General features: G+C 67.0%; 28 protein-coding genes. 12 read left to right on the top strand and 16 right to left on the bottom strand.

Annotation, left to right across the window (positions count from 1 at the left end):
* Positions 1–102: 102 nt before the first annotated feature.
* Positions 103–444, bottom strand: coding sequence for a hypothetical protein (locus P5G52_RS13750; RefSeq protein WP_301228256.1), 342 nt, complete (start codon positions 442–444; stop codon positions 103–105).
* A gap of 28 nt (positions 445–472) precedes the next feature.
* On the opposite strand from P5G52_RS13750, the gene P5G52_RS13745 reads away from it, so the two are divergent.
* On the top strand, positions 473–1,021 hold the full coding sequence (locus tag P5G52_RS13745) for a hypothetical protein (protein ID WP_301228255.1): 549 nt from the start codon (positions 473–475) through the stop codon (positions 1,019–1,021).
* A 55-nt stretch (positions 1,022–1,076) separates the two neighbouring features.
* A complete protein-coding gene (locus P5G52_RS13740; RefSeq protein ID WP_301228253.1) occupies positions 1,077–2,033 on the top strand; it encodes an SRA domain-containing endonuclease in 957 nt (318 codons plus the stop codon).
* A 29-nt stretch (positions 2,034–2,062) separates the two neighbouring features.
* Here P5G52_RS13740 and P5G52_RS13735 read toward each other — a convergent pair whose 3' ends face one another.
* The 10 genes from P5G52_RS13735 to P5G52_RS13690 all read right to left on the bottom strand — a co-directional run bounded on the left by P5G52_RS13735 (position 2,063) and on the right by P5G52_RS13690 (position 7,648).
* Positions 2,063–3,004: an adenine nucleotide alpha hydrolase family protein gene (locus tag P5G52_RS13735; protein ID WP_301228251.1), complete on the bottom strand. Its 942-nt coding sequence runs from the start codon at positions 3,002–3,004 to the stop codon at positions 2,063–2,065.
* Between the two features lie 154 nt (positions 3,005–3,158).
* Positions 3,159–3,623: a single-stranded DNA-binding protein gene (locus P5G52_RS13730; RefSeq protein ID WP_301228249.1), complete on the bottom strand. Its 465-nt coding sequence runs from the start codon at positions 3,621–3,623 to the stop codon at positions 3,159–3,161.
* Positions 3,623–4,606 carry a hypothetical protein gene (locus tag P5G52_RS13725; protein WP_301228247.1) on the bottom strand — a complete coding sequence of 328 codons (984 nt, stop codon included), beginning with the start codon at positions 4,604–4,606 and terminating at the stop codon, positions 3,623–3,625. The genes P5G52_RS13730 and P5G52_RS13725 overlap by 1 nt, the downstream gene beginning before the upstream one ends.
* Before the next feature lie 10 nt (positions 4,607–4,616).
* A complete protein-coding gene (locus P5G52_RS13720; protein ID WP_301228245.1) occupies positions 4,617–5,429 on the bottom strand; it encodes a PD-(D/E)XK nuclease-like domain-containing protein in 813 nt (270 codons plus the stop codon).
* The gene (locus tag P5G52_RS13715; protein WP_301228243.1) at positions 5,426–5,995 is read right to left on the bottom strand and encodes a hypothetical protein; all 570 of its coding nucleotides are present in this window, start codon (positions 5,993–5,995) and stop codon (positions 5,426–5,428) included. The genes P5G52_RS13720 and P5G52_RS13715 overlap by 4 nt, the downstream gene beginning before the upstream one ends.
* Positions 5,996–6,226: 231 nt before the next feature.
* A complete protein-coding gene (locus tag P5G52_RS13710) occupies positions 6,227–6,637 on the bottom strand; it encodes a hypothetical protein (RefSeq protein WP_301228241.1) in 411 nt (136 codons plus the stop codon).
* Positions 6,634–6,822 (bottom strand): hypothetical protein, encoded by a 189-nt coding sequence (locus P5G52_RS13705; protein WP_301228239.1) that lies wholly within the window; start codon positions 6,820–6,822, stop codon positions 6,634–6,636. The genes P5G52_RS13710 and P5G52_RS13705 overlap by 4 nt, the downstream gene beginning before the upstream one ends.
* 9 nt (positions 6,823–6,831) lie before the next feature.
* Positions 6,832–7,077, bottom strand: a complete 246-nt coding sequence (locus tag P5G52_RS13700; protein WP_301228237.1) for a hypothetical protein — start codon at positions 7,075–7,077, stop codon at positions 6,832–6,834.
* Complete coding sequence (locus P5G52_RS13695; protein WP_301228235.1) at positions 7,074–7,337, bottom strand: hypothetical protein; 264 nt, start codon at positions 7,335–7,337, stop codon at positions 7,074–7,076. Before P5G52_RS13695 ends, P5G52_RS13700 begins: the two co-directional genes overlap by 4 nt.
* The gene (locus P5G52_RS13690; RefSeq protein ID WP_301228233.1) at positions 7,334–7,648 is read right to left on the bottom strand and encodes a helix-turn-helix domain-containing protein; all 315 of its coding nucleotides are present in this window, start codon (positions 7,646–7,648) and stop codon (positions 7,334–7,336) included. The genes P5G52_RS13695 and P5G52_RS13690 overlap by 4 nt, the downstream gene beginning before the upstream one ends.
* A gap of 284 nt (positions 7,649–7,932) precedes the next feature.
* Here P5G52_RS13690 and P5G52_RS13685 point away from each other — a divergent pair, with 284 nt between their 5' ends.
* The 10 genes from P5G52_RS13685 (at position 7,933) to P5G52_RS13640 (ending at position 19,130) form a co-directional block, all read left to right on the top strand.
* Positions 7,933–8,424: a hypothetical protein gene (locus P5G52_RS13685; RefSeq protein WP_301228231.1), complete on the top strand. Its 492-nt coding sequence runs from the start codon at positions 7,933–7,935 to the stop codon at positions 8,422–8,424.
* A 40-nt stretch (positions 8,425–8,464) separates the two neighbouring features.
* Positions 8,465–8,869: an ImmA/IrrE family metallo-endopeptidase gene (locus tag P5G52_RS13680; RefSeq protein WP_301228229.1), complete on the top strand. Its 405-nt coding sequence runs from the start codon at positions 8,465–8,467 to the stop codon at positions 8,867–8,869.
* A 286-nt stretch (positions 8,870–9,155) separates the two neighbouring features.
* Positions 9,156–10,364, top strand: a complete 1,209-nt coding sequence (locus P5G52_RS13675) for an NAD(P)-binding domain-containing protein (protein WP_301228227.1) — start codon at positions 9,156–9,158, stop codon at positions 10,362–10,364.
* A gap of 125 nt (positions 10,365–10,489) precedes the next feature.
* Positions 10,490–11,629 (top strand): hypothetical protein, encoded by a 1,140-nt coding sequence (locus tag P5G52_RS13670; RefSeq protein ID WP_301228225.1) that lies wholly within the window; start codon positions 10,490–10,492, stop codon positions 11,627–11,629.
* Between the two features lie 197 nt (positions 11,630–11,826).
* Positions 11,827–14,628: a S8 family serine peptidase gene (locus P5G52_RS13665; RefSeq protein WP_301228224.1), complete on the top strand. Its 2,802-nt coding sequence runs from the start codon at positions 11,827–11,829 to the stop codon at positions 14,626–14,628.
* A gap of 140 nt (positions 14,629–14,768) precedes the next feature.
* On the top strand, positions 14,769–15,374 hold the full coding sequence (locus P5G52_RS13660; protein WP_301228222.1) for a helix-turn-helix domain-containing protein: 606 nt from the start codon (positions 14,769–14,771) through the stop codon (positions 15,372–15,374).
* Positions 15,367–16,110, top strand: a complete 744-nt coding sequence (locus P5G52_RS13655) for a B3/B4 domain-containing protein (protein WP_435868679.1) — start codon at positions 15,367–15,369, stop codon at positions 16,108–16,110. Before P5G52_RS13660 ends, P5G52_RS13655 begins: the two co-directional genes overlap by 8 nt.
* Positions 16,097–16,996 carry an EamA family transporter gene (locus tag P5G52_RS13650; RefSeq protein ID WP_301228220.1) on the top strand — a complete coding sequence of 300 codons (900 nt, stop codon included), beginning with the start codon at positions 16,097–16,099 and terminating at the stop codon, positions 16,994–16,996. Before P5G52_RS13655 ends, P5G52_RS13650 begins: the two co-directional genes overlap by 14 nt.
* Positions 16,997–17,023: 27 nt before the next feature.
* Positions 17,024–17,920 carry a dihydrodipicolinate synthase family protein gene (locus P5G52_RS13645; protein ID WP_301228218.1) on the top strand — a complete coding sequence of 299 codons (897 nt, stop codon included), beginning with the start codon at positions 17,024–17,026 and terminating at the stop codon, positions 17,918–17,920.
* The gene (locus P5G52_RS13640) at positions 17,898–19,130 is read left to right on the top strand and encodes an MFS transporter (RefSeq protein ID WP_301228217.1); all 1,233 of its coding nucleotides are present in this window, start codon (positions 17,898–17,900) and stop codon (positions 19,128–19,130) included. Before P5G52_RS13645 ends, P5G52_RS13640 begins: the two co-directional genes overlap by 23 nt.
* On the opposite strand, the gene P5G52_RS13635 is transcribed toward P5G52_RS13640, so the two are convergent.
* The 5 genes from P5G52_RS13635 to P5G52_RS13615 all read right to left on the bottom strand — a co-directional run bounded on the left by P5G52_RS13635 (position 19,087) and on the right by P5G52_RS13615 (position 25,422).
* Positions 19,087–19,416, bottom strand: coding sequence for a hypothetical protein (locus tag P5G52_RS13635; protein WP_301228215.1), 330 nt, complete (start codon positions 19,414–19,416; stop codon positions 19,087–19,089). The genes P5G52_RS13640 and P5G52_RS13635 overlap by 44 nt on opposite strands.
* Positions 19,413–20,099: a hypothetical protein gene (locus P5G52_RS13630; RefSeq protein WP_301228213.1), complete on the bottom strand. Its 687-nt coding sequence runs from the start codon at positions 20,097–20,099 to the stop codon at positions 19,413–19,415. The genes P5G52_RS13635 and P5G52_RS13630 overlap by 4 nt, the downstream gene beginning before the upstream one ends.
* A gap of 119 nt (positions 20,100–20,218) precedes the next feature.
* Positions 20,219–22,915 carry a winged helix-turn-helix domain-containing protein gene (locus P5G52_RS13625; RefSeq protein ID WP_301228211.1) on the bottom strand — a complete coding sequence of 899 codons (2,697 nt, stop codon included), beginning with the start codon at positions 22,913–22,915 and terminating at the stop codon, positions 20,219–20,221.
* A gap of 122 nt (positions 22,916–23,037) precedes the next feature.
* On the bottom strand, positions 23,038–24,516 hold the full coding sequence (locus P5G52_RS13620; protein WP_301228210.1) for an MFS transporter: 1,479 nt from the start codon (positions 24,514–24,516) through the stop codon (positions 23,038–23,040).
* A gap of 54 nt (positions 24,517–24,570) precedes the next feature.
* Positions 24,571–25,422 (bottom strand): HNH endonuclease, encoded by an 852-nt coding sequence (locus P5G52_RS13615; protein ID WP_301228209.1) that lies wholly within the window; start codon positions 25,420–25,422, stop codon positions 24,571–24,573.
* Positions 25,423–25,547: the final 125 nt, after the last annotated feature.

The following is a 25,547-nucleotide window of genomic DNA, read 5'->3' as shown; positions in this document are numbered from 1 at the left end:
CTTGAAAACCCATCCATGCTGGGAGGTGAGTTAAGTACTTGGTATTGGTCTTGGTATTGGGGAAGCGTTAGTAACGGCGTCTGTCACGCGTTACGTCACGCGTTACCCGTCGGGCTTGTCACGTCTCTTGTCGCGCCACGCCTTCTGTCGTGCGCGGGCCTTCGCCCGGTCCTCCTCGACCTGTTCCTTCGTGCGCTGGTACTCCGTCCAGGACAGGAACTGCCAGTCCGTACCGGCGGGCTCCCAGAACCTCGCGGTGACCAGTTGCTGCGCGAGGCGGTGGCCGCGGGGCCACGAGTCCACATACCAGCCAGGCACCAACCCCTCGGTCAGGTAGTCAGAGCAGTAGGTTCCTGCCATCAACCACAGCCCCATCGCCTCGAGGCCTGCCTGCCTTGGCTTCGGGTGGGAGTGCATCTTGTCGTCCGCGTTGAACCATGCCATGGGTGCTACCTCCGTTTAGAGTGAGGGGATGCTTTGGGGTATTGATACAAATTCGTGGGCACAGCTGTGGAGCGGAGTCATCGGTTCATTCATCGCGGCTATAGTCGGCGGACTCGTCGCGCTCCTGGTTGTTCGACTCACGAATAGCCACCAGAGCAAGATCGCTGCGGTCGGCCGGGAGCGTGCTGCCGCCGCTGACCTACTTGCGGCAACCAACGGCATCCTCAAGATGTATGACGAGGGCAAGCACAAGGTCCGCGAACTTGTGGTGGAGGCACAGGCGGCCGCTTTCCGATGGGCTATGGACACCACTCACAAAGGCCTTGCAGAAGAAATAAGGAGGTGGCCTCACCACGTCGGCTTCCTCGGCCTAGATCTCGTGAAAGCGCATGCACGCCAGGATGAGCACGAGATTGAAGATGCTTTCGATCGGCTGAGCTTGAATGTGGTCGTATTGAGGAGCATGGCGATCGAGTGGTCGGGAGCTCGAGGAAAGCATCGCGATCGACTAGTCGCGGAACTATTAGAAGAACGACTTGCCTCAACCACCGATAGGGAAGAGCGCGACGGCGGCTGAGTAGCAGTTCGACCGCTCGATGTGTTGGAGCGGCAGTGCCGATAGGCTTCACGACATGGCCAATGAGTGGGGAATACCTGTCGGCTGGACGGGCACGCGTAAAGAGATTGCTGCCATGTACGGCGGCACGAGGTTCGGTGGGATGGAGACGCCAAGCACCTCGCCGAATGTATTGCTGTTCTCGGATCCGAAGGTGGGCCGCGAGAACGGTTACGAGTTTGACGGCTGGTCCGCCGACGGCGAGGTGTTTTCGTACACCGGCATGGATCGTGTCGGGCCGCAGAAGATGCACAAGGGCAACCTCGCGCTGCGTGACCATAAGCTGAACGGCAAAGCCGTCCGCCTCTTTGGAGTGAGCGGAAAGGCCGCCGTCGGAAACGGGCAGGACCGCATCTACTTGGGCGAGTTTGCGATCGACGACGACTACCCTTACTCCACAGAGGATGCCCCCGGCGTAGACGGGGTCTTGCGAACGGTCTTCGTGTTCCACCTGCGCCCAGTCGGGGAGATCCTCCGACGCGAAGAGGATCTGAGCTCGAAGGCTGCAGCCCCGACGGACTCCGGCAGCGCAAGCCAGGTACCGCTCGAAAACCACGCCGTTGAAGAGTTTGAGCGCGCCGGCACTGAAGCGGGTACCGGCAAGAAACGCGAACAGGACCTTGTCAACGTCTTCCAGACGATCCTGGAGAGCAGGGGCCACAAGCTCGACCGATTCAAGGTCTACCCAAAGGGCAGCACCATGCCGCTCTTCACCGACATCCATGACGCAACCGAAGGAATCCTCTACGAAGCCAAGGCCGACGCGACCCGGAACAGTGTGCGCGCCGGGCTTGGCCAACTGCTCGACTACCGGCGATACGTAGACGGTCGACCCTGCCGGCTGCTGCTCCCCGCCGCACCCAACGGCGACCTGCTCGAGCTTCTCGCCGAGCACGACATCGCAGCCGTGTGGCGCGTAGGGGATACTAGCTCCTTCCAGTTGCACGAGTCCGGGTCGACGCGGGCTTTCTGATCGTCGCCGTTCCTGATTCGAAGTAGGCATCAGTCATCAGCCCCCGACCGGCAAGAGAATGGGCTGCAGCCAGCCAGAGAGCTGTCATCCTCGAGGGACTCCTCGAACTCGGCGGCCGCAATGGCGTGCAGGAGGTTTCCCTGCCTGCTGGCCCACTCGTGGTAGCTGACACGGTCAATGGGGGCATCAGAGAGCGCCATGCGAGACCGGTGGAGAAATGCCTGCCCGAGCAGTGGCTGGCCCTGAGCGTTTGCTTTCGCTGAGCCGGCTCTGATCGAGGCGTCGAAGTCAACAGCGTCCTGCCATTCCACTGGGTTGTTGTCCCGGAGGTCCCGCCATTGGCGGTTCGTGTGGAATGGGCACCCGATGCACGCCGACTTTGGTGTCGAGCCGAAGCCCTGCGAGGTCAGGAGGATGATGCACTGCTCCCGGCTCATGCCCAGCTCGAGCAGTGGATACCGGTTCCTCGAGTAGGAGACGTCCCCTGTCTTGAGGTTTCCGTCCTGATCGAGCGCCCGGTCCCGCTCATCGGTGCTTATGCCGATCCACTGGTCGACAGAGCGTCCTCTGGATACGCGCCCTGGCTTGCCGTCCTCGCGTGGTTCGGCACCAAGGATCCGCCGTACCTGCTCCTTGATCGGCTTGAGCTTGTACTCGCTGGTGCACTGGCGCCTGGTCATGCCGTCCCCACCATCCCTGTTCTTGATGTAGAGCGGCATGGACGCGAATCGGTGGGCTGGGTCGAGAGCATCGTTCCGGATGTTCCCGGAGGAGACCCGATAGATCGGGATGCCGGCGGGCCGCGCAATCTCCTCCTCAATCCGGTTGAGATGCGCGTACACGGAGGCTGGTTCCCACCCGGTGTCCGAAAAGATGGCGCCATCGAGCTTAGGCAGGCGCCCCATCGCGGACAGGAGAAGTAGGGCGGTCGACTGAACGCCGGCGCCCAGCGAGAGGATCTGAGGGCTCAATCTGAGCACCTGCATTCGCCGGTAGATCGGATGGGGGATCCGCAGGAGGTGCAGATCTCGGGTGCGGGGGTGGTGGTGTTCATGGTGCTTCCTCTGCTGGTGGTAGTGCTGCCGCCCGATGGGGGTATCTGACGGCAGCACGAAGGGAGGTGGGTCAGAATGCGGGTTCGTTGCTTGCTGGTGCGCCCCAAGCGTCGGCTGCAGGCTGCTGCCCCCAGCTGCCTGAGGTGCCTCCGCCGTTCCCGCCGGCGGCTCGCTGGGTGCGGGTGATCTTCGCGCTCGCGGACTTCAGGCTGGGACCGATCTCGTCTACCTCAAGTTCCATCACGGTGCGCTTCTCGCCTTCCTTGGTGTCATAGGACCGGGACTTGAGGCGCCCCTGGGCGATGACCCGTGTGCCCTTGGTGAGGGACTCGGCGACGTTCTCCGCAGCCTCACGCCAAACGGACGTCCGGAGGAACAATGTGTCGCCGTCCTTCCAGTCGTTGGTTTGCCGGTCGAAGGTCCGCGGCGTGGACGCGATCGTGAAGTTCGCTACTGCGGAGCCGGACGGGGTGAAGCACAGCTCGGGATCGTTGGTCAGGTTCCCGATGATCGTGATGACCGTCTCGCCTGCCATCAGTTGGTACCTGCCAGCCATGCGGCGTCAGCCTCGGCGTCGACGGCCGCGGGTTCGGTGACCACGCCGTCCGCATCGACAACATCCTCTGCTGCCTGGTTCTTCTCGGCCGCTTCGGCGAGGAGTTCCTCGGTGAGCTGCTTTGCTTCGCCGACGGTGAGGTCCCTCGACCCGCTGATCTCGCGGCCGACCCACGCCGACACGACTCCGAGCATCTCGTCCTTCGTCGTGTGGCCGAGGGCCTTGAGGGCGTTGCCGAGGTCTGTCTGCTGCTTGCGGGAGCAGAGCGGCTCGGCCGTCGGTTCGGCAGGCTCGGGCGGCGCCGCTTCGGCTGCCGCTGCCGCGAGGCGTGCAGAGGCGGAGAGCGGCTGCTCCTTCGCTGGCGCCTGCTGCCGCTCGCCCATGTCCTCGAGCTCGACCTCCTCGACGGAGTAAGCAGCGACGCCGGTGAGGACGTCGGGCGCGATGACCCTGCATGCTTCGGCGAGGGCCTTCGCCGTGAGCATCTCGATCGGGTTGGTCCGGTACTTCTCGTTGGTCATGTACTTTGCCTGCGTGGCCCGGGCGATGTCCCAGGTGAACTCCTGCCAGTCCCTGGTCCCCTTGCGGCGGGCCTTGACGGTGACCGAATCGTTGGTGGCCGCGGTCCGGATTACTTCGTGGCCTTCGCGGAGTATGAGGGCGGCCATGGTGCGGGCGTAGAGGGCGGGCTTGCCGTGGACGACGAAGATGTTCGCGAGGGCGTTCATCGGGTCGAGGCCGAGGGACTTGCCTGCGAGGATCGCGGCGGCCGCGGCTTCGGGCTTGCCCTTGAATGCGGCGGGCACGAAGTCGGTCTGGCAGAGCGCGGTGCCGAGCTGGTGGGCTGCGGTGAGTTCCATGGCCCACTCGGCGAGCTGGATGGTGCCGGCGCCGGGTGTACCGAGGACGTTGGCGGGGGAGAGGTCGAGCGCCGCGGTATTGCGGTTCGCTACTTCGGTCATGGTCGGTTTCCTATGCTTCTCGGGTTGCCCAGGTGGGCAGGCTGATGGGGTCGGCTTGTGGATAACCGGGCCACGTGTTGGTGGCGCGGCAGTGGTTGTAGGTGTTGATGGCGCGGGCGTTGGCTGCCCGGCCGAGGTCGATCGCTTCGGCGTCGAGTTCGACGACGGAAACGAGGTAGGGGGGCGCCTTCTCGACGAGGATGAACAGGAAGTCTGGGCGGACTCCGGTGACCTGGTGGACGCCGTCCCGGTAGTGGGGGTCCTGCTGGAAATACCCGAGGTCGAAGGCGGTCTTCCCGAACTTCCTTGGATCCGCGTTCACGGTGGACTTCAGGTCGCTGACGATGGGGCCGATCGGGGATTCGAGGTCGAGCTTGTCCGGCCGGCACCGCAGCGCAGCCCCGGACTCGTGCTGCCAGAAGAGGGACTGCTCGGCTTTCCCTCCGGTGAGGGCGAGGCGGGCGACGGGGTGACCTGCGACACTGTCCCGCATCGCGAGGACCACCTGGTAGTCCTTCTCGAGCAGTGGGACCATGCCCTTCGCGTATGCGGCGTCCCTCTCCTCGCGGGCGGCCTTCGTCTTCCAGTCGGGGAAGTCGAGGCGCTGGATCTTCGAGTGGTCATCCTCGAGGACGAGGGAGTGGGTGGCAGTGCCGACGTCGAAGATGGCCTTGTGCTCCGGGTTGTCCATGCGGTGCCGGTAGTGCGCCGGTGTCTGCATGGCGAGGATCTTCAGCCCCGTCGCGGACAGGCTGTCGTGCGAGTGGTACGCCTCGTTCGACAGACCATCGATCAGGCCTGTCTCGGCGATCGTCGCGGTCATGCCGCCACCGTCTCTTCTGCCTCGAGCGCGAGAAAGTAATCGGACAGCTTGGCCTTGGTCCAGATGGTCGTGTCCACTTCCTTCAGCTCGCCGTCCTCGGTGAAGTTGGTGCTGCCGAACGCTGTTACATCGTGCTTGAGGGGCACCGTCGTGTAGGCGTACCAGCGACCGCCGAGCTTGCGGGCGATCATCGGGCCGACATAGCCGAGGCCCCAGACGCGATCCGGCAGCCCGGGTGCGGCGGCGTACCTGACCTGAAGCTCGGCCAGGCGCTTCTCAGCTGCCTTGCCCTCCTTGGTGCGGAGCGCCGGGACGCAGAAGTCCTCGTTCTCGCGGGTGCGGCGCCAGCCCTTTAGGGGCGGGATGGCGAGGTTCTTGTCCTCATAGCCCGTGATGAAGCGGTGGCCCACGCGCTGGATGCCGACTGCCTCCTCCTTGCCGATCTCCGCGAACCACGCCTTGATCTTGGCGTTGTACTCGGCGATCAGCCTCTCGGCTTCGGCTTCCCATGCGTCGAGGCGGTCGGTTTGGTCGGTCGTGTAGAGGGCGGTGGGGGTCTTGTTCACGGGAGGTCCTTCGGGGTGGTGACTTCCCAGCGTTCGGCTGGGGTCGGGTCTTGAAAGCAGGGGCGGCGGTCGTCGCGGCCGCACTCGTACGATTCGGCGTCGTTGCCGCAGTGCCGGCAGACGTTCACATCGAGTCCAAGATGACGAAGACGCACACGAGGAACGCGAGGCCCGACATGAGGCAGGCGAACGAGTCCATGTACTGGCGGGCAGTGACGGACATACGGCGGCTCATGCCGGGATCCCAAACGTGAGGTTCTGGATCGCCACAGTGAGGTTCTGCCGCTCGCAGTCGAGCCATCCATCCCGGCCCTCCTCCGTGTTCGGGCGCCCATACATGTCGACCAGGCAGTTCCCGGCCTGCAGTCGGCTGATCGCGGCGCAGGCCTCCATGGCGTGGATGACTTCGTACCGGTTCACGTCCCGATGCAGTGCCTGGCTGACGGCGTGCACCTGCGGCCGGTAGTTCTCGTCGCCGTCCCGCTCGGTCGCTTCGTCCCACAGCTTCGGGAGGAGGCCCGTGAGGATCGCGACTGCTTCGGCGCGGGTAGGATCGGTGGTGGATGCTGTGCCCTGAGAAGTGCTGGATCCGTGGAGAGTCGCAGCCTGGCCGCTGCGGCTCTCTGTTGTTGGGGCGGTCATGCTGCTGCCACCTTCGCGGCGCCGAGGACGTCCTGGTGGTTCCGCCGGCGGGTGAACTCGGAGACGTTCGTGTCCGAGGCCTTGATGTTCAGGTCTGCGACGTCGAGGCGCTTGCTGGTCGCGTCGTCGGCGACGAGCCCGAGCTTCTCCGCCCAACCTTCGAGGGCTTTCCATACGTGGTCCATGTGGTTCTCCTAGCTGGCGTTGGCGAGTAGTGCGCGGAGGCGCTTGTTGCGCTCGCGAGGGGTTTCCGTCTGCTGTGGGGCTTTGTGCTCGGTCAGCTCGACGATCTGCTGGTAGTGGCTTTCGGTGAAGCGGATGGTGCGGGGCCCGAGCTTCAAGCACGGCCACTCACCGGAGTGACCCTTTGCCTTCACCATCGAGGCGGAGACATGGAGCTTCTCCGCGAGGACCGCCGGCGTGTAGTGGTCCTGAATCACGGCTTCTTTTTCCACAGGGCGCAGAGGCCGCGTGCCCTGTTGGGTCGCTCGGACCGGTGGTAGTCGTGAAGCTCGATCAGGCCTTTGGCTTTCGCGGAGGTGAACAGGGCGCCCCACTGGTTGTGGTGTGGGGGAGCGGGGAGTCCGCGCTGCGACAGCGTGTATGCGTCGAACGGGCGGCCCTCGGAGGCGACACGCTCAATGAGTTCGAGGCCCTGCTGACGCCAAGTCTTTTCCTCGAGCACTGCTGCCTGGCTCATGCCGCCACCACCTGACGGTTTGACGCCTGCCGGGGGCCGTTCTGCCGCGTAGCAGTGGGTTCGATGGGGTCGAAAAGGACAGTCACGTCGACGCCGAGTACCTCCGCGATGCGCTCGGCGGTCTCCGGGGTGCAGGTGCGGTTGCGGCCGCTGGTCAGCTGATAGATCAGGGAGTGGCTGGCTCCGATGCGCCTGGACAGTTCGCGCTGTGGGATTTTACGGGGGTCGATCGGGCGTCCCTTGCGGGATGCTTCGACGTCCTCCTGGGTGATGACGAACGTCTTGAGGCGCTCGGGGCTGGTCAGCTTCATGTAGGTTCCTTTCCTCCAACGCTTCGGTCTGCGATAGAACAACGCACTCTCCTATTCTCCCTTGGTAGTCGCCTATTGGCAACCGCTAGTTGTAGAAGCTACGCCTACCAGTAGGCGGGCGTCAACTGCCTGTGCACCTCTTCTTCCTAATAACGGTGCGGAAGTGCGCTGGAGCTTCCCAAAATCGGTAGGCACAAACCGTACGATGGGGCTACGCCTACCAGTAGGCGGCACGGAAAGTAGTGGATTGCGCCCACGCCACATGGAACGAAAGCATCTGCCCCATGACTAAAACATTCCCCGCCGACGGTATTCAGAACCTGATCCTGAACCACAAAGGCGACCGCTCCTACGGCCGCCTCGAGCGGGACGCCGGCGGCTACCCCAGCTCTCGCGCACTCCAGAAGGCTGCTACCAGCCCCGCCTCCGGGTTCCCGGACCCACGTACCATCAGCGGTCTGTCCAGGGCGCTCAACGTTCCGATCGCTGACGTCATCCGGGCTTACGCGGTCAGCCTGGGTCTGCCCATGGAGGGGGAGGACAAGGGCGTGCTGCGCATCGTCGGCGCCGGCACTCTCCCGAAGCAGTCGCAGGACCTCCTCATCAGCCTTGCCCGCGAGCTCCGCACTGCGTACGAAACCCCCTGGGGCGAGCAGCCCGAAGTGCCCGCGCCAGCGAAGCCCGAGCTGGCCGCCGCGGAGCTCACGAAGGACGACGTCGAACTTGCAGCACGTGTTGGCGACCACGGCATCGACCCCGAGGAAAACCAACCCTGACCCGATAATGTCAGGTGGCCTCCGTAGGGTCGGAGGCCTTATGGATTTCGAGAAGATCATCGCTGAGACTGGGGTCAAGGTGGTCACGGGGGACTTGCCGCGAGGCTGGTGGGGCGCGTACGACTGGCGCGACCACCGGATCGTCTTGCGGCCGAGACTTGGTGTGGTCCAGTACGACTCGACGCTGGCCCACGAGCTAGGCCACGCTTGGCACATGCACAGGGGCACGACACCGCGGCAGGAGCGTGAAGCCTCTGTGTGGGCGGCCCGCCGCCTCATCCGGGCATCCGATTTCATCGATGCACTGCGCGTCAGTGAGCACCGTACTGGTATCGCTCAGATCCTCGGCGTCATGCCATCGGACGTCGACACCTACATCTCGACGCTCACGCCGAACGAGATCCTCTTCGTGAGCAACCTCCTGCGGAAGGAGGAGGTCTGTTGACCGGCAGCCGACCGATGAGCCGAATAGGCCTGTTCACGTTGTGAACACCATGGGCATCTATGAGCAGTCAAAGGGGTACGAATGGCCTCGTAATGACGCGCCATTCCGAGGGACACGCCCAAGCGTGCACCTCAAAAAGGGGTTCGAATCCCCTTAGCTCCACAACGAACCGCTGGACGACAGGGCAAACGCCCTGGTCCGGCGGTTTTTTGTTGCATTAAGAGCGCCCTACTCGCTCCCGGGTCCACACTGGTACCACGAGGAGTCGAGCCGAGGCAGGCGTGTCATGGTGATCGAGTGCGCAGTGATCGGAGCCGGTCCCGCCGGGCTTGCCGCAAGTGTCTCGCTGTCGGGGTCCGGCATCGAGCATGTTGTCCTGGAGCGGGCCCGACCGGGCGAGACATGGCGGACCCAGCGGTGGGATTCGCTGCACCTCAACAACCCAGGGTTCATGAACACGATGTTGGGCGAGCAGGATCCGGACACGTACCTGACCCGGCTTGACGTAGTCCAGCGACTGGAGACGCTGGCTTCGAAGGCACCGGTGATCACGGGGACCGCCGTGATCGGGCTGTCGCGGCTCAGCGGATGGTGGCTTCTGCACACCAGTGACGGCCCGGTCGAAGCCCGCACCATCGTGGTGGCAACCGGGGGTGAGAACGTGCCTAGGGTGCCTGCCCTGGCGAGCCGGCTGCCGGATCGGATCGTCCAGCGCCACGCGGCCACGTACAGGAATCCGGGCGAGCTGCCTGACGGGGGCGTACTCGTCGTCGGCAGCGCCCAGTCCGGGACGCAGATCACCCAGGAGCTGCTGGCGGCCGGCAGGTCTGTGTGGCTGGCGACCAGTCCGGTGGGCCGCGTATGGGCTGAGTACCGCGGCAGAAATATCCTCAGGTGGCTGGACGAGACAGGGTTCTTCGAGGACCGGCCCGAGAGCCTGCCGGACCCTCGAGCAATCCTGGCCGTGCCGGCCCTGCTCGCACCGGGTGGGCACAGCATGAGCCTCCAACTGCTCGCTCAGGCTGGAGCAACACTTACCGGTCGCCTCGTAGCAGCCGACGGCGAGGCGCTCACCTTCGACGACAGCACAGCAGCCAATGTCGCTTACGGAGATGGTGCCGCAGCCACCATCCGCACCCGGATCGACGCACACATCCGCACCCACCACATCGGCGCCCCTGCGGCAGGATCGGACGAAACGGAACAGCCGATCGAGGGCGACCCACCGCGACAACTTCGCCTCTCGAGTACGGGGATTGCCAGTGTTGTCTGGTGCATGGGATACACGGGCGCCTTCCGCTGGCTCGGGGATGACCTGACCGATGCGAACGGAGCGCCGTTGCGCCGGGGGACGGCTTCGCCTGCTCCGGGGATCTGGTTCATCGGCCTGCGGTGGCTTGTCCGCCGCACGTCAGGAAACTTCATCGGCTTCCCCAAGGATGCCGACCTCATCGCGGATTCGGTGCGGACCTACCTGGGGGCGACGAGTCACTGAGCGTGGGCCGGGCCGCAGGGGCGAGGATATTGTGCATGACCGGGAGCACCGGCGGTGCCCGGGCCCTCCACGCGCGTAGGGTGCCGGACTGCTGTTACTCTGGCGCCACCGGACCAAGGAGCACAGTGGCACCGACCATCGACCCGCAGGACCTGACACCGAAGCAAATCGAGCTGATCAACGAAGGCCGGAAGCTCGAGGGCATCGATCTCACCATGTTCGGCTACTTCGGGGGCCCCGAATTGCAGGGTGCGTGCATCGGCCGGATGCAGCTCGACGAGGACGGCCAGCTCCCGGCGTCCAACTACGACTCACCCGAGGATCGGCTGGAAGCCCTGGTGATCGCGCAGCTCCTGCGCGGAGCCTTGCGCCAGGCGATTCCGATCGTGCTCGACGGGCTCTTCGACGACGTCTTCGCGCTGCGTACGATCGAGGCTGCCGGCGGGAACCTGCAGGAGTACATCTCTTCGGCCGGGGCGAAGGTGGTCGACATGCTGCCGCCGGCATACCGGCGCCACTACACCGCGGCATTCCTGCAGCGCTTTGCCGTCGCCGCGGCCGAGGTCGCTTCCGAGTTCGAACTGGGCTGGCACAGCGCCCGCACCTTCGCGCACGAGCTCGCCGTCTACTGCATCGCGAAGAAAGGTGTCCGGAACGCTGACACCGAGTACGGCGCGAACCTCGGAGCGGTCAACCTCGACCGGGCGACGGTCGGCCTTCTCGAGGACCGCACCGTCCTCGAACAGGCCTACCACCGGGCACCCGACGGCGAGGAGCCCGAAGCGCCGGCCTGGTTCGTTCCCTACGATCCGGCGTCCCGCGTCAACGCCTACCTCTACCCGCAGGGCATGCCCACCACGGAACAGGTCGATCTGCTCGAGCACCAGGTCACGAGCGAGGTGCCGGAGAAGTATCCCGGCCCTGCACGCCAGCGGGCGCTTCGTACAGGTGACCTGGTCGACATCAGCCCGTACGCCTCCCGCCAGTACTTCCTGTGCCCGGTCGCCGTCGAGAAGGAAGTTCTGGAAGTCCTCGGGTTCACGGACCTGCCGGACGAGGCCGAGTGGGAGGACCTGCTGCTGCAGATCGCCTGGCACGGTGCCGCAGAGCACCCGACCTGGAAGAGCTACGACTACATCGCTCCGGGCTTCGACGGCGAGCACGCGTACGTCGCCCTGGTCGCCGGCACCGATGAGATGCACAGCCCGGTCCTGACCATCCAGTACCTCGGTGAGGTCGGCGACGAGCCGGAATCCGAGGAATGACCGCGCGCTAGCAAATCTGGCACCGAAGGCGGAGCGGCCCGGTCGATTGGGTGTCATTACCTTGCCGCTGACCTGCGGAAACACTGCGGTTACTTGCTGGTAGAACCACGTCGTCTCTCGGATACGCTTCGGCAGGGGACAGCATCAGGGCTTCCCCGCCGCTGCCCACCATGGTGGGACGACCACCGAGGACGCGCATGTTCACCCGCCCCCGCCGTATCACCCGAGGAGCGGCGGCAGCCACCATCGCAGCCCTGCTCGCCAGTCCGCTGTTGGCCGTCCCGGCGTCCGCCGCGGAAGCACCACCGGAGCCGGGCGCCAACCCGGAGGTCCGCGGCACCGCGGCGCAGCAGCCGACCGACCGCTTCATCGTCAAGTTCCAGGACCAGGGGCAGGCGAGCTCCAGAACTCGCGGCAATGCCTATGGGGTGAAGGCCAGGGAGCTCGGCATCTCGGTCAAGGAGCTCAAGGTCATGGGCACCGGGGCTACCGTCGTGGAGACGAGCCGTGAGCTCGAGGCAGGCGAGGCCGAGGCATTCGTCGAGTCGCTCGAGGCGACCACCGCCGTCGAGTACGCCGAGCCGGACCAGATCCTGCAGGTCACCTCGCTGTCGCCGCAAGACGAGTTCTACCACTACCAGTGGCCGATCTTCGGCGAGAACGGCATCGATGCCAACGCTGCCTGGGACACCACGACCGGAGACGGGATCACGGTCGCCGTCGTCGATACCGGCATCACCCGCCACGCAGACCTCGACGCCAACGTCCTCCCGGGCTACGACATGATCGGTGATCCCGCGGAGGGCCGCGACGGTGACGGGCGGGACCCGGACGCGTCCGATGAAGGCGACTACGGCGAATCGGGGGAGTGCGGTACAGCGCCATCGTCCTGGCATGGCACCCATGTCGCGGGAACCATCGCGGCCGCCGCCAATGACCAGGGCGTCGTGGGCATCGCACCGGGGGCGAAGATCCTCCCCGTACGGGCCCTCGCCGAATGCGGTGGCTGGATGTCCGACATCATGGACGGGGTGATCTGGGCCTCCGGAGGAGCCGTACCGGGCGTCCCGGCGAACCCGAACCCCGCCCAGGTCGTCAACCTCAGTGTCGGCGGCAGCGGCGGGTGCACCACCAGCTGGCAGAGCGCGATCAACGGGGCTCTCGGCCGTGGATCGATCGTCGTCGCGGCCGCCGGCAACGACAACGAGAACGCAGCCTTCGTCAGCCCGGCCAACTGCGAGCACGTCATCGCCGTCGCTGCTTCCGGCCGCGACGGGGGACTGGCGCCCTACTCGAACTACGGCGACATCGTCGACGTCGTCGCCCCCGGCGGCAACATGGACATCGATCCGCTCGGCGGCATCCTGTCCACGATCAACATGGGTTCCAGCGGTCCGGTCGAGGACTTCACCGGGCAGGACTACGCGTTCTACCAGGGCACCTCGATGGCAGCACCGCACGTCTCAGCGACCGCCGCCCTCATGCTCTCCGCCAACCGCACCCTGACCCCGGCGACGGTCGAGGACATCCTCAAGGGCACGACCAGGCCGCTGCCGATCCCGTGCGGAGGGGGTTGCGGCACCGGACTCATCGACGCCCGAGCAGCCGTCGATGCAGCAGTTGCCGGCGGGTTGCCTACTCCGCCCGGGCCTGGCACGGTCATCGTCCCCGGCTCCGTGGCCATCACGGGGAACCCGCGCGTCGGCCAGGCTCTCACCGCTCATCCGGGAACGTGGTCGCCGGCACCGGAGACGCTCACCTACCAGTGGCTGCGCAACGGGGAGCCCATCACCGTCGACGGCACCGGCAAGGTTTACGTGCTCGAGTCGGCCGACCACGACAAGCGCATCAGCGTCGTCGTCACCGGCACCAGGACCGGTTCGGCATCCGTCTCTGCGGCCTCCGCGCAGACCGGTCCGATCGCACCGGGTGAGCTCACCGGCTCGACCCCGCTCATCAGGGGCGCAGCATCCTACGGCCAGACCCTCACGGTTGATGCAGGAATCTGGACCACAGGCACGGCGTTCGAGTACCGGTGGTTCCGCGACGACGGCCTCCTGGCCGACAAAACCGGACCGACCTATGCGATCACCCTCGAGGACATCGGACACAGGATCTCCGTCCAGGCAATCGGGACCAAGCCCGGCTATGACGGGCTGACGAAGGTGTCCGCTCAGACCGCTGCCGTCACCGCCGGCTCCCTGACGGCCCCCGTTCCGACGGTCTCCGGTACGACCAAGGTCGGCTACACCCTGACCGCGAACACCGGCGCCTGGACGACGGGGACGACGCTGAAGTACCAGTGGTACCGCTCCGGTGTCCCGATCACCGGAGCGACAGGCGCCACCTTCGCCCTGACGGCCGCCGACCTCGGCAGGAGTGTCAGCGTCGGAGTGACCGGCTCGAAGCCCGGCTACACCACCGTCCTGAAGTACTCGGCGTGGTCCGGGACCGTCGTGGCCGGAAGCCTGGCAACCGCAAAGCCCACCGTCACCGGCACGACCAAGGTCGGCTACACCCTCACGGCGAACACCGGCACCTGGACCTCGGGGACGACCTTCAAGTACCAGTGGTTCCGCACCGGCGTCCCCATCACCGGCGCGACCGGAAAGACGTACGCGCTCACCGCGGCCGATCTCGGCAAGAACATCAGCGTCGGAGTGACCGGCTCCAAGGCCGGGTACTCCAACGCGACCGTGTACTCGGTGCGGACGGTTGCCGTCGCCGCAGGCACGCTGACCGCCTCGAAGCCGACCGTGTCGGGTACCACTCGCCTGAACTACACGCTGACGGCAAACACCGGCACGTGGACCACGGGGACGACGTTCACCTACCAGTGGTTCCGCACCGGAGTTGCGATCACAGGTGCGACCGCGAAGACCTACAAGCTCACCACCGCGGACCTCGGCAAGACCATGAGCGTCGGGGTGACGGGCTCCAAGGCCGGCTACAACAAGGTCCTGTCGTACTCGGTGCGGACCGTGGCTGTCACCCGGTAGGGCATCAATGATGGTGGCGGGCCCGGACTCCCGGGCCCGCCTTCGTCGTCAGGTCGACTCGCCGACACGGAAAGAGGTGCCGTCGCCACTCGGCACGTGAAGCATTAAATACTGCACTTCTAGTGCAGTATGATGCACTTATGGATGCAAGCACATCGGCCCTGGCCACGGCGATCGGCGATCGGGTGAAGGAGCAGCGACAGTCGAGGCGCTGGACCCTCGATCAGTTGGCGGAAGCGGCGGGGGTGAGCCGGCGGATGGTCGTCAACGTTGAGCAGGGAGCGGTGAACCCGAGCGTGGGTACGCTGCTGAGAATCGGGGACGCGCTGGGCGTCGGGCTGCCGGCATTGGTCGAGTCACCGCGCCCCAGGCCCGTGGCGGTCACCCGGAAGGGCGAGGGCGCGGTTCTGTGGAGGTCGGAATCCGATGGCCGGGGTGTCCTGGTGGCCGGCACGGAACTGCCGGATGTGGTGGAGCTCTGGGATTGGACGCTGGGTCCAGGGGACCGACACGGAAGCGAGGCCCACTCGGAGGGCACGAAGGAACTGCTGCAGGTCCGGCAGGGGTCGGTCACAGTAGAGGTGGGGGACGAGTCGTTCGTCCTCGAGGAGGGTGACGCCGTGTCCTTCCCCGGCGACGTCGCCCATGCCTACGCCAACGGAGGCACGGAACCGGCATGGTTCTCCCTGGCGGTCTTCGAGCCCGGTGCAGGGTCAGGACATGGAGTGGAGGTAGCCGGTGCGTGAGACGGAGATGCTCCAGGAATTCCTGGACGGTGCTTGGGTGGACGATGCGGTGTTCTCGCTCCGGCCCGACTACCGCGCCGTCCTGCTGGCGGTGGACGGGCTGCTGCCCGGTCCCAGCGACGAGTCCGGCGACCTGCTGCTGCAGGCAGCGGAAACTGCGGCGCGGAAAGCGCTGGAGGAACTGCCGGTGGAAAACCTCCCACAGGTGGCTGCCTGGCGCGAGGCCTACAAGTCGTTCGGGGCGAAGCCGCAGCGGACGCGCAACAGCCTGGAGTCGCTGCTGCGCCGCGCGGGGTCCGGGTTGCCCCGGGTGAACCGACTGACCGACATCTACAACGCGGTGTCGGTACTGCACCAGGTGCCACTGGGCGGCGAGGACCTGGCCGGCTACACCGGTCCGCCCCGACTCATCCGTGCCACAGGCGTCGAGGCCTTCGACACCATCGCCGGCGGCGATGAAGTGATCGAACACCCGGACCCCGGGGAGGTCATCTGGTGTGATGAGGCGGGCGTGACGTGTCGTCGCTGGAACTGGCGTCAGGGCCGCCGCACCCAGCTCACCGACGGTACAACCACGGCTCTGTTCATCCTCGACGCCCTGGCGCCCCTGACCGATGATGCCCTCACTGCCGCTGCCGACGACCTGACCGGCCACCTGATGGATTGTGGACCGGACGTCACCGTCGTCGGCCGCTTCATCACCGACGACGGGGAGCGCCATCATGAGCAGTCCTAGGGCGGGTGCCGCGGTGCCGCCATGGGCGCTCGCGGTGGCAGCGATCCTTTCCGTGCAGCTGGGGTCGGCCCTCTCCGTGGACCTCATCCGGGAGGTAGGTGCCGGAGGTACCGCATGGCTCAGGCTGAGCATGGGCGCGGTGATCTTCCTGATCATCGCCCGACCACCCCTGTCGCGGGTGCGGCGGAGCGATGTTCCGGTGCTGCTGGGATTGGGGATCACCACCGGGCTCGTGACAGTCGGGTTCCTCGCCGCGATCGAACACATCCCGCTCGGCACGGCGGTCGCCATCGAATTCCTCGGCCCGCTGACCGTCGCCGCCCTGCAGAGCCGTTCCCTGCGTGCGTTGATCTGGCCCGGTCTCGCCCTGTGCGGTGTTCTCCTCCTCACCGAGCCCTGGCACGGCGCGATCAACCTGACCGGCATCCTGTTCGCAGGACTGGCCGCCGTCGGGTGGGGTGTCTACATCACGCTCACCCAGCGCATCGGCGACCGGTTCACCGGGATCTCCGCGCTGTCCCTGACGATCCCGGTCGCGGCCGTCACCGCCGCGGCCATCGGTATCCCGCAAGCGGTGGGGCACCTCAGCCCCGGTATTCTCGCCGCGGCAGCCGGCCTGGCCATCCTCCTGCCCGTGCTGCCCTTCGCCCTCGAGATGCTGGCGCTGCGCCGGATGACAGCGACCGCTTTCGGGACCCTCATGGCCCTGGAACCTGCCGTGGGCCTGGTGCTCGGGATGATCGTGCTCCACCAGCAACCCTCTTCCCTCCAGTTCCTCGGGATCCTCCTCGTCGTCCTGGCCGGCGCCGCAGCACAACGTGGAGGCCGACGGCGAAGTCCCGCCGAGCAATTGCCCGGCGGGTCGACGCTGGACCCCATCCCATAACGCCCTACCCACCATCGGAGCCACTCCATGTTCACCGGCCTCAGCGCCTTCCCCCTCACCCCACTCGTCGACGACGAGGTCGACGAGAGAGCTTTCGTGCGCCTGATCGAACGTCTCGCGACAGCGGGCGTCGACTCCATCACGGCTCTCGGATCCACGGGCTCCTACGCGTACCTCACCCCTGAGGAAAGGAGCCGCGTCGCCCGGCTGGCCGTCGACCACGCTGCCGGCACTCCTGTCGTCATCGGCATCGGAGCCTTGCGGACCTCGCAGGTCCTCGCCAACGCGGCCAACGTTGAGAAGGCCGGGGCAGCGGGCCTCCTCCTGGCACCGATGACGTATCAGCCCCTCACGGAGGACGACGTCTTCGCACTGTTCCGGACCGTCACGGCGCACTCGTCACTGCCCGTCATCGTGTACGACAACCCGGGCACCACCCACTTCATCTTTTCTCCCGAGCTGTATGGGCGCATCGCCGAACTGCCCGGGATAGCCTCCATCAAGATCCCCGGCGTGCCCGCCGAACCGGAGGCGGCCCGAACCAGGGTCGGGGAGATCCGGGCTGTCATCCCCGACCACGTGACCATCGGTGTCTCGGGCGACGCCCGCGCGGCCGCCGGACTGGCCGCCGGCTGCGACGCCTGGTACTCGGTCATCGGAGGAACCCTGCCGGTCCTCGCCCTGGGGATCACCCGGGCGGCCAGGGAAGGGCGGTTCTCCGACGCCATCGCCGAGTCGGAACGGCTCGCCCCGTTGTGGAACTTGTTCTCCGAGTTCGGTGGGAGCATCCGCGTCGTGGCCGCTATCGCCGAACACCTGGCGCTGGCGACCACATCCAGCCTGCCCCTGCCCCTGCAGGGCCTGACCGAGGCCCAACGTCATCGTGTCGTCGAAGTGATCGATGAACTCGGCCTCGACCGGTAACCCCGACACCCGGGCTCCGGCGCTGATGAAGCGTCGTCGCGGGGCGTTGGGCCGCTACGTCTTCGCTGCGACACTGGTCCGGAGTGCCGACGGCGGTGCGGTGGTGGCCATCGTCCTCCTCGCCCATGCCTCGGGGCTACCCAACTGGCTGGCGGGGTTGCTGGGAGCGTCCATCACCGCCCCCCACCTCCTGGGGCCCTTCATCGCCCGCCGGCTGGATACCGCCCGCGACGGACGCCGGGTCATCGCGTTCTCCGCTGTCCTCCATGGCCTGCTCCTTGCCGGCGCGGCACTGCTCATCCCCGTCACATGGGCGCTCTGGCCGGCCGTCCTGCTGTTCGTCTCCGGGGTCTTCGGGCCGATGCTCACCGGCGGGATCAGTAGCCGCCTGCCCTCCATCGCCGGACCGGGGAAGCGCGACCAGCGCAGGGCGCAGAGCTGGGATGTGGCGAGTTACGGGATCAGCGGAACCCTCGGTCCTGCGGCGGTGGCCTGGATCGCGGCCACCTCCGACGCGCTGACAGCATCCTTGGTCCTCGCGGGAGCGGCGGTCCTCGGTGCCGGAGCGGTCCTCGTGCTTCCCCGCCAGGCACCACCCGATCACGCGGTAGCGGTGCCGTCGCCGCGCCAGACACTCCGGAGCATGTCGCGACACGGACCGCTGCGGCGCACGCTGGGCCTCACCGTCACGGTCGCTTTTTCGGTCGCCGCGTTACCGATCTACGCGGTCGCCATCGCTCCCGGCCTCGGCGGCGCTGCAACGGCCGGACTATTGGTCGCCGCGTACGGGGTAGGCAATCTCCTCGGGTCAGCAGGACTCATGGTCCGGCCGCTTCGCGGCGACGCAGACCGGCTCATGAGCTCCCTGGCCGTCCTCGTGGCGGCAGCATTGATCCTGGTGATTCTCGCCCCCTTCCTCGAGGCTTCCCTGGTCGCATTCTGCCTCGCCGGGGTGGCCAACGCGCTGTTCTTCGCGGCGACATTGGCCGCCCGCAGCGAGTATGCACCCATCGAGTCCCGCGGGCAGATCTTCATCTGGGTGGGTGCCCTCAAGATCGCCGCGGGATCAGCTGGAACCGCCGTCGCCGGTGCAACGACATCCCCCGCCGCCTGGGTGCCACTCGTCCTCGCGGTAACACTCACCGCACTGGCCACGACCGTCAGCATCATCGACAGACGCCGGCTGCCGTTCCGTCGTGGGCAGGGGTAGTACCGGCACGCCTGCCGATTGAGGCCAGCGGTTCTGGTGCGTCGTCATCGGCGCTCTGTGTGCGCAGGGTACGGTCGACGACGTCGTCGCGCAGGATGGTGATCGAGAGCAGGACCACTCCCAGATCGCCGACTCGCCGAAGCACCCCGTGGAGGGCGGCCTGATCGACGACGGCTCCGGTGAGCACGGTGGAGCCCTCCGCACCCTGCGTGAGCGTGAAGCCCTCGAACCAGGAATCCCATCCCGCATCGATCTGCGCTGCCAGGCGGATCTCGTAGCGGTTCATCGCACCAGGCGGCCGATGCCCGCTTCGTCCGCTCCCGCCCGCGACACGGAGGCGTTCCGCTGCTCGGACCAGAGGGAACAGCCGAGCCAGATCAGGGCGAAGCCCATGGGGACGGCAGCCATGCGCTCAAGGGTGTGGGGCAGGAACGCCCCGGCGATCGGCGTCGCGGCCGCCGCGGCGATCAGCAGGATGCCCGCTCCGCGCGACAGCACCCGGGCGCGGGTGACGGCGATCCCGAAGAGCAGCGCGCCGCCCACATACAGCAAAGCTCCGACATCGGGGAGTGCGGCCAGCGGGCCCAGGTCCGTCACGGCCTCGTACCGGCCGAACAGCCCGACGACATCCACGGAGACCTGGGGCGCGTCGGCGACGAACAGGGGCGCGACGAACGCTTCGACGAAGGTGAACGAGGACTGCAGGATGAAGAAGAAACCGAACATGAGGTACCCGATGAGCCCGAGGATCCCGAAGTGCCGTACCTGCCGCAGATAGATGGCTGTGATTCCGACGACGGCGAGCACCGCCTCGGCGAAGCTCAGGATGTGCACGACCGCCCAGCGTTGTGTGGACAGCGAAGCGACCACGTCGGCGGGGTGGATGAATTGGATGACGATGTACGCGAGCCCCGCCAGGACGGCGGCGACTGCGCCTCCGCGGGTAAGGGTGGACGGCGTGATGCTCATGATGCGCTCCTCGTGTTCCATGGCCGGGCGATCCGGCCACAGTCGAAAGCTACGCAGCGACGTGGTGACGCGGCATCACCACATCCGTCGAGCGTGTGGTGATACCGCCGCGGACGTCGCTAGATCAACCCCAGCGCTTCGGCGCGGCGGACAGCAGAGGCCCGGCTGCTGACCTCGAGTTTTACGTAGATGTGTTTCGTGTGGGTCCGCATCGTGTTGAGCGAGACGTAGAGTTCCCGGGCGATCTCCGGGCCCGACAGTCCTGTGGCGAGGAGCCTCAGCACGTGGAGTTCGCGCTCGCTCAACGCCTCGGCGGGGTACTCGGAGGCCAGGGCGGGAGCCGTATCGCGGAGTGCCTGGCTGAGCCGACGGACGTACTCGGGGCGGATCCCGGCGCCGGCCGCGGCGCGCAGGAGGGCCAGCATGGGCGCGCCCTCGTGGATGAAGAGCCGGAAGCCGCCCTCAGGTTCGGCCTGCGCGAGGGCGCGTTCGAGGGGGGCGAGTGCACGTGCTGTTTCGCCCTGCGCGTGGAATGCCAGAGCCTGCAGCACGCGGATCTCGCTCAGGCTTCCCATACGCCCGCCGCGTTCCGCCGAAGCCGCCAATCGGCCGAGCAGTTCCTGCGCATTGTCGAGCGAACGGCCGAGGGGAGTGACGGCGTGCTCCGCGATCAGGAGCCGGGCGAGGGTGACGTGTCCGAACTCCCGGAGATAGTCCGGCGTGTCCGTGAACGCCAGCCCTTGCTCGTCCACCCAGGCCCGCGCCTCGGGCAGGCGTCCCTGCGTGATGAGGATGCGGGCCCGAAGCGCGCCGATGGGGCGGACGTCGGGGAAGAACCCACGGCGGTAGACCTCTTCCGCGCGCGCCAGCGACTCGAGAGCGAGATCCGGTTCACCGTCGGCCTCCTGCACTCCCGCCATCGCCACGAACCACCGGTAGCGATGCTCGTGCGAGAGGGCGGTGTCGCCCAGATCCGTGCTCGCCGCCAGATGACTCCTCGCGGTCGCGAGGTCATTGCGCTCGCGATACATCTCGCTGATGCCCGCGTGGAGGTCTGCTGTCGGCTGACCGCCGTTGCACTGCTCGATGGACTGCTGCAGCGCGGCCTCATAGAGCGTCTGCGCCTCGCGCAGCCGGCCGAGCGGCAGCAGCATGTCGGCGATGACCATGGTGGTGCTCAGGGCGTCGGTCAGGTTGCCGGCAGCCTGAAGACTTTTTGCGGAGTTCCCGAAGGCGATGACGGCGGCCTCGAGGTCGCCGTCGGCCCACAGGGCGATGCCCACCATACCGGCCGCGGCGCCCCGTCCCAGGTGGTCCTCTGGTCCCGCCGCGTCCAGTGCGCGGCGGGCGTGAAGGGTCATCCCGGGCTGGTCTCCCTTCGCCAGGGCGAGGGAGGCGCGGTAGAGCGCAATGGTGACGGGCAGGGCCAGGAGTTCCTCGCCGGGCTCCGAATCGTGCCGGGGTGCTGTGCCGTCGCCGTCGCCCGCGAGGAGACGTTCCGCCTCGGTCAGTCGGCGATCGGCGGAGGCGAGGTCGCCGGCGACGAGTGAGGACCATGCGGAGAACACGCGGAGCACGGGCCTGCGCTTCTGGGCGTCCTCCGGAAGCCTTGCCAGCCATCCGAGGAGGGTCGCATCCTGCCGGCTCCTGCGGACACCGGGGATGGTTGTCTCGACGACCCGCGCGGCCCGCGGGAAGTCGGCAGCTTCGAACGCATGCCGGACCGCCTCGTCGGGCGACCCGTTGGTCTCGTACCACTCACTGGCCAGGGTGTGGAGCTCCGCGCTCTCTCCCGGGCCGCGCGCGAGCAGCCTCGAGCGCAGCACGTCCGCGAACAGGTGGTGGTATCGGTACCACTGCCGGCTGTCGTCCAACGGAACGATGAACAGGTTGGCGCGCTCGAGCGACTCCAGCATCTGGGTGCTGTCGGTCTGCCCGGTCACCGCGTCGCACAGCGGACCGCTGAGCCGGTCGAGGATGGCGGTCTGGAGGAGGAACTCGCGCACGTGGAGTGGTGCATGCCGGAGAACCTCTTCGGTGAGGTAATCGATCACGAAGCGATTGCTGCCTGTGAAGGCGTCGATGAAGGCGGGGACGTCGGGGCTGTCGCGCAGGGACAGTGCCGCGAGTTGAAGCCCTGCGATCCACCCCTCTGTGCGCGTCTCGAGCGCTGCGACGTCCTCGCGCGTGAGGGCGAGTCCTGTCACCCCGTTGAGGAACGCGGCCGCCTCATCGGGCGTGAAGCGCAGGTCGGCGGCGCGCAACTCGGTCAGGTCGCCGCCGGCCCGCAGCCGCGCCACGGGCAGGAGCGGATCGGAACGGCTCGCAAGAGCGACATGCGTCGTGGGCGGCAGATGGTCGAGCAGGAAGACGACGGCGTCGCGGACGGACGGGTTCTCGATGACCTGGAAGTCATCCAGGAAGAGGATCATCGGCCGGGCGCCGCGGGACATGTCGTTGATGAGCGCGGTGAGGGCCGCTTCGGCCGACGACCGCACGTCGTGCTCCTCCGGGCCGACGTCGGGGTCGGCGTGGTGGAGTGCGGCCGCCAGGTAGGTGAGGAAACGGACGGGGTCGTTGTCACTGTCCTCGAGTGACAACCACGCGACGCGCATTCCCGGCTCCTGCCGACGCAGCTGGGCGATCCACTCGGCGAAGAGGGCCGTCTTGCCGAACCCGGCGGGCGCAGAGACGAGGGTGAGTCGTCGTCCTGCCTGGAGTGCGGCGGTCAGCCGGCCGACGAGACGGGGCCGGGAGATCGCCTGCGGGCGCGGGGACGGCACGAAGAGCTTCGTCGCCAGGACCTCCATCACCATGGGCTCATCCTAGGGTGCGGGGACAGTGCGCCGGGCCAGCCGCGTAGGCCGCCGGTGAAGGGCCGCAAGCACGACGACGACCTACCGGAGGTGCGACGCGAGCGCCTGTTCCCGCGGAGTCATCACGGAGCGGGAACCGCTGCGGCCGTCCGCGCATACGACGCCGAGATCCGGCGGTAGACCGGCGTTCCGAAGGCCACCAGTGCCGCAGCGATGATCACGACCCCTGCGGCCAGGAAGACCAGGGCGATGCCCCGGGAGGTTCCCTCGCCGAGCACCGGGGCCAGCTGGGCGCCTCCTGCGGTCGACCGGGCGTACGGGATGATCCAGAATTGGGCGATCGGCGCGATCAGGAACGCGGTGACCGGCGCTGCCGCGGACTCGAACGCCATGGCGAATCCGAACACGCGCCCCTGCCGGTGCAGGGGCACGACCTGCTGGATGACCGTCTGTTCGGCGGCCTCGATGAACGGCACCAGGACCAGATAGAGCCAGATGCCGACGACGTACAGCCATGCCCATTCCCGGACCGTGAACAGCGCACCGACAACACCCATCAAAATGACGGCGATGAGCATGGTGCGCAGCGGGTTGGACCCGAGGCCGAATTTGCCGATCAGGGTACCGCCCACGATGAACCCGGTGGCGCCGAGCGCGAAGTAGGTTCCCCACAACTCGACGGAGAACAGTTCCAGGCCGTAGGGATCCATCAACGCCATGTAGACGCCGCCCACGAAGTTGTTGAACGTGGAGAACACGATCAGCGCGAACAGTCCCGGAATGACCAGGATCGCCGCCACGGAGCCGCGGAGGTCAAAGCCTCCGTGCGCGTCCGTCGCAGCCGCGCGCACCTCTTCGGGCATGCGCAGCGTGAGCAGGTGCGCGAAGGCCAGTGCCGTCAGCACGAGGGCGACGACGATGGTCCAGCCCATGCCGACCAGCCCGACCGACAGCCCGGAGAGCACCGAGGTGATGACGAACATCAGTCCCTGCGCCATGCCCACCAGCCCGTTGGCGTTGGCCCGCCGATCCGGCTCGATGAGGATGGTGACCGTGGTGGAGAGGGCGATGTTCCGCAGGTTCTCCACGACGGCGCCGATCAGGATGATCAGGGTGAAGACCCAGAACCATGGCTGCCCCAGGTCCAGCAGCCTGGCGGCGGGCGTGAGCAGGAACAGGACCCCGGACAGCGCGAACATCGCCAGCGTGAAGCCGGCAGCGAAGCGCATCACCGCCAGCTTGCGGTAGCGGTCCACGAAGGTGCCGAAGCTGATGCTGGAAAGGGCGATCAGCAGCATGTAGGCCCCACCGATCACCCCGGTGGCGATCACGTTGCGCGTCTGCAGGTATGCCCAGAACGTCAGGGCGAACCAGAGGTAACTGGTCGTGATGTTCGCGAGGCCGGTGTTCACCAGGATGCCCAGGAAGGCGCGGGACCGCTCCGCCGGACTCCGCAGGGACGTGTCGATGGCGCCGTCATCGTCTGGGCGCCGGCCGGCCTCGTCCGCGTCCTGCAGGGAGGGGACGGGCAGATCCTCGGGGAGGCCCGCGTCGCCTGGAACCGCAGCGGCCCTGGGCAGGGCCGGGTCCTGCCCGGTCATGCGCCCTAGTGTACTGACAATCGCTCCACACGGGAACGGCCGCGATCGGCAGGATCAGGCGCCCAGGATCCGGGCGGCGGCCGCCTCTGCGTCGAGCTGCTCGTCGGTCAGCACGGATCCGCGCAGGAATCCGCTGGTCCGCAGCCGGGTCCTGATCTCCTCCACGGTGAGCGGTTCGGGCCACCGGCTGTGGGCCACGACGTGGCAGTTCGCGCAGAGGGGGATCAGGTCGACGAGCGGGTCGACCTCGTACCCGGAGTCCACGAGCTCCAGCGGCGTGATGTGGTGGACCTGGATCAGATCCGCGGCTCCGCCGTAGCCCTGCTCGAAGTCCATGCCGCATGCATGGCACGCTGACCCGCGGTGGGCCACCGCCACCCGGCGCAACTCGGGGTCGCGCTCGAAGCGATTGACCACCACATGCTGGGTCGCCGTGGACGGTAACGCTCCGGGGATCGGATCGAGTGAGCCGGGCTCAGGGGAACCGGTGGCTGCCCAGAGAGAGCGCAGCGCCACCCCGGTCCCGCCGTCGACGGCGAGCACGCCGAAGCCCCCGGCCAGGGCGGGGAGCCGCTCGATGAGCTGGTCCAGCGGTACCTGGTCGCCGTGGGGGAGCAGGTTGTCGAAATCGACCTCGATGCACTGTGCCGGCTCGTCGGTTCCCCCTGCAGCAGCACCATCGGAGGCGATGCCCGCAAGGCTCCCATGCCCGATCAGTCCCCGCATGGCAGGACGCCGGCCGGCGACGATGAGCCAGACATCCATGCCGTGGTCCAGTGGCGTCCTGGCCGGAACCATCCAGCGCTGCCTGAGGACGCCGGTGCTCCGGACGGTGCCGACGTCCGAAGCGAACGTCCCCCTCCATCCCGGCCGCTCGGGGTCCCACTCGATGATCAGTGCGGTCATGGCATCGAGTGTCCCACGGCCGGTCCGGGAGGCCGAGGGGAGGACAGTCCTTCAGCAACCGGTGAACCGACTCGTCCCAGGCCGAGAGAATCGGAACGCGTCGGAGACCCGGGAAGGCAGACTTG

The sequence above is a fragment of the Arthrobacter burdickii genome (genome assembly GCF_030433645.1).
In the GTDB taxonomy this organism is placed as follows: Bacteria; Actinomycetota; Actinomycetes; order Actinomycetales; family Micrococcaceae; genus Arthrobacter_D; species Arthrobacter_D burdickii.
Note: the sequence above shows the minus strand (reverse complement) of the source record. Positions and strands in the feature narration are given on the sequence as shown.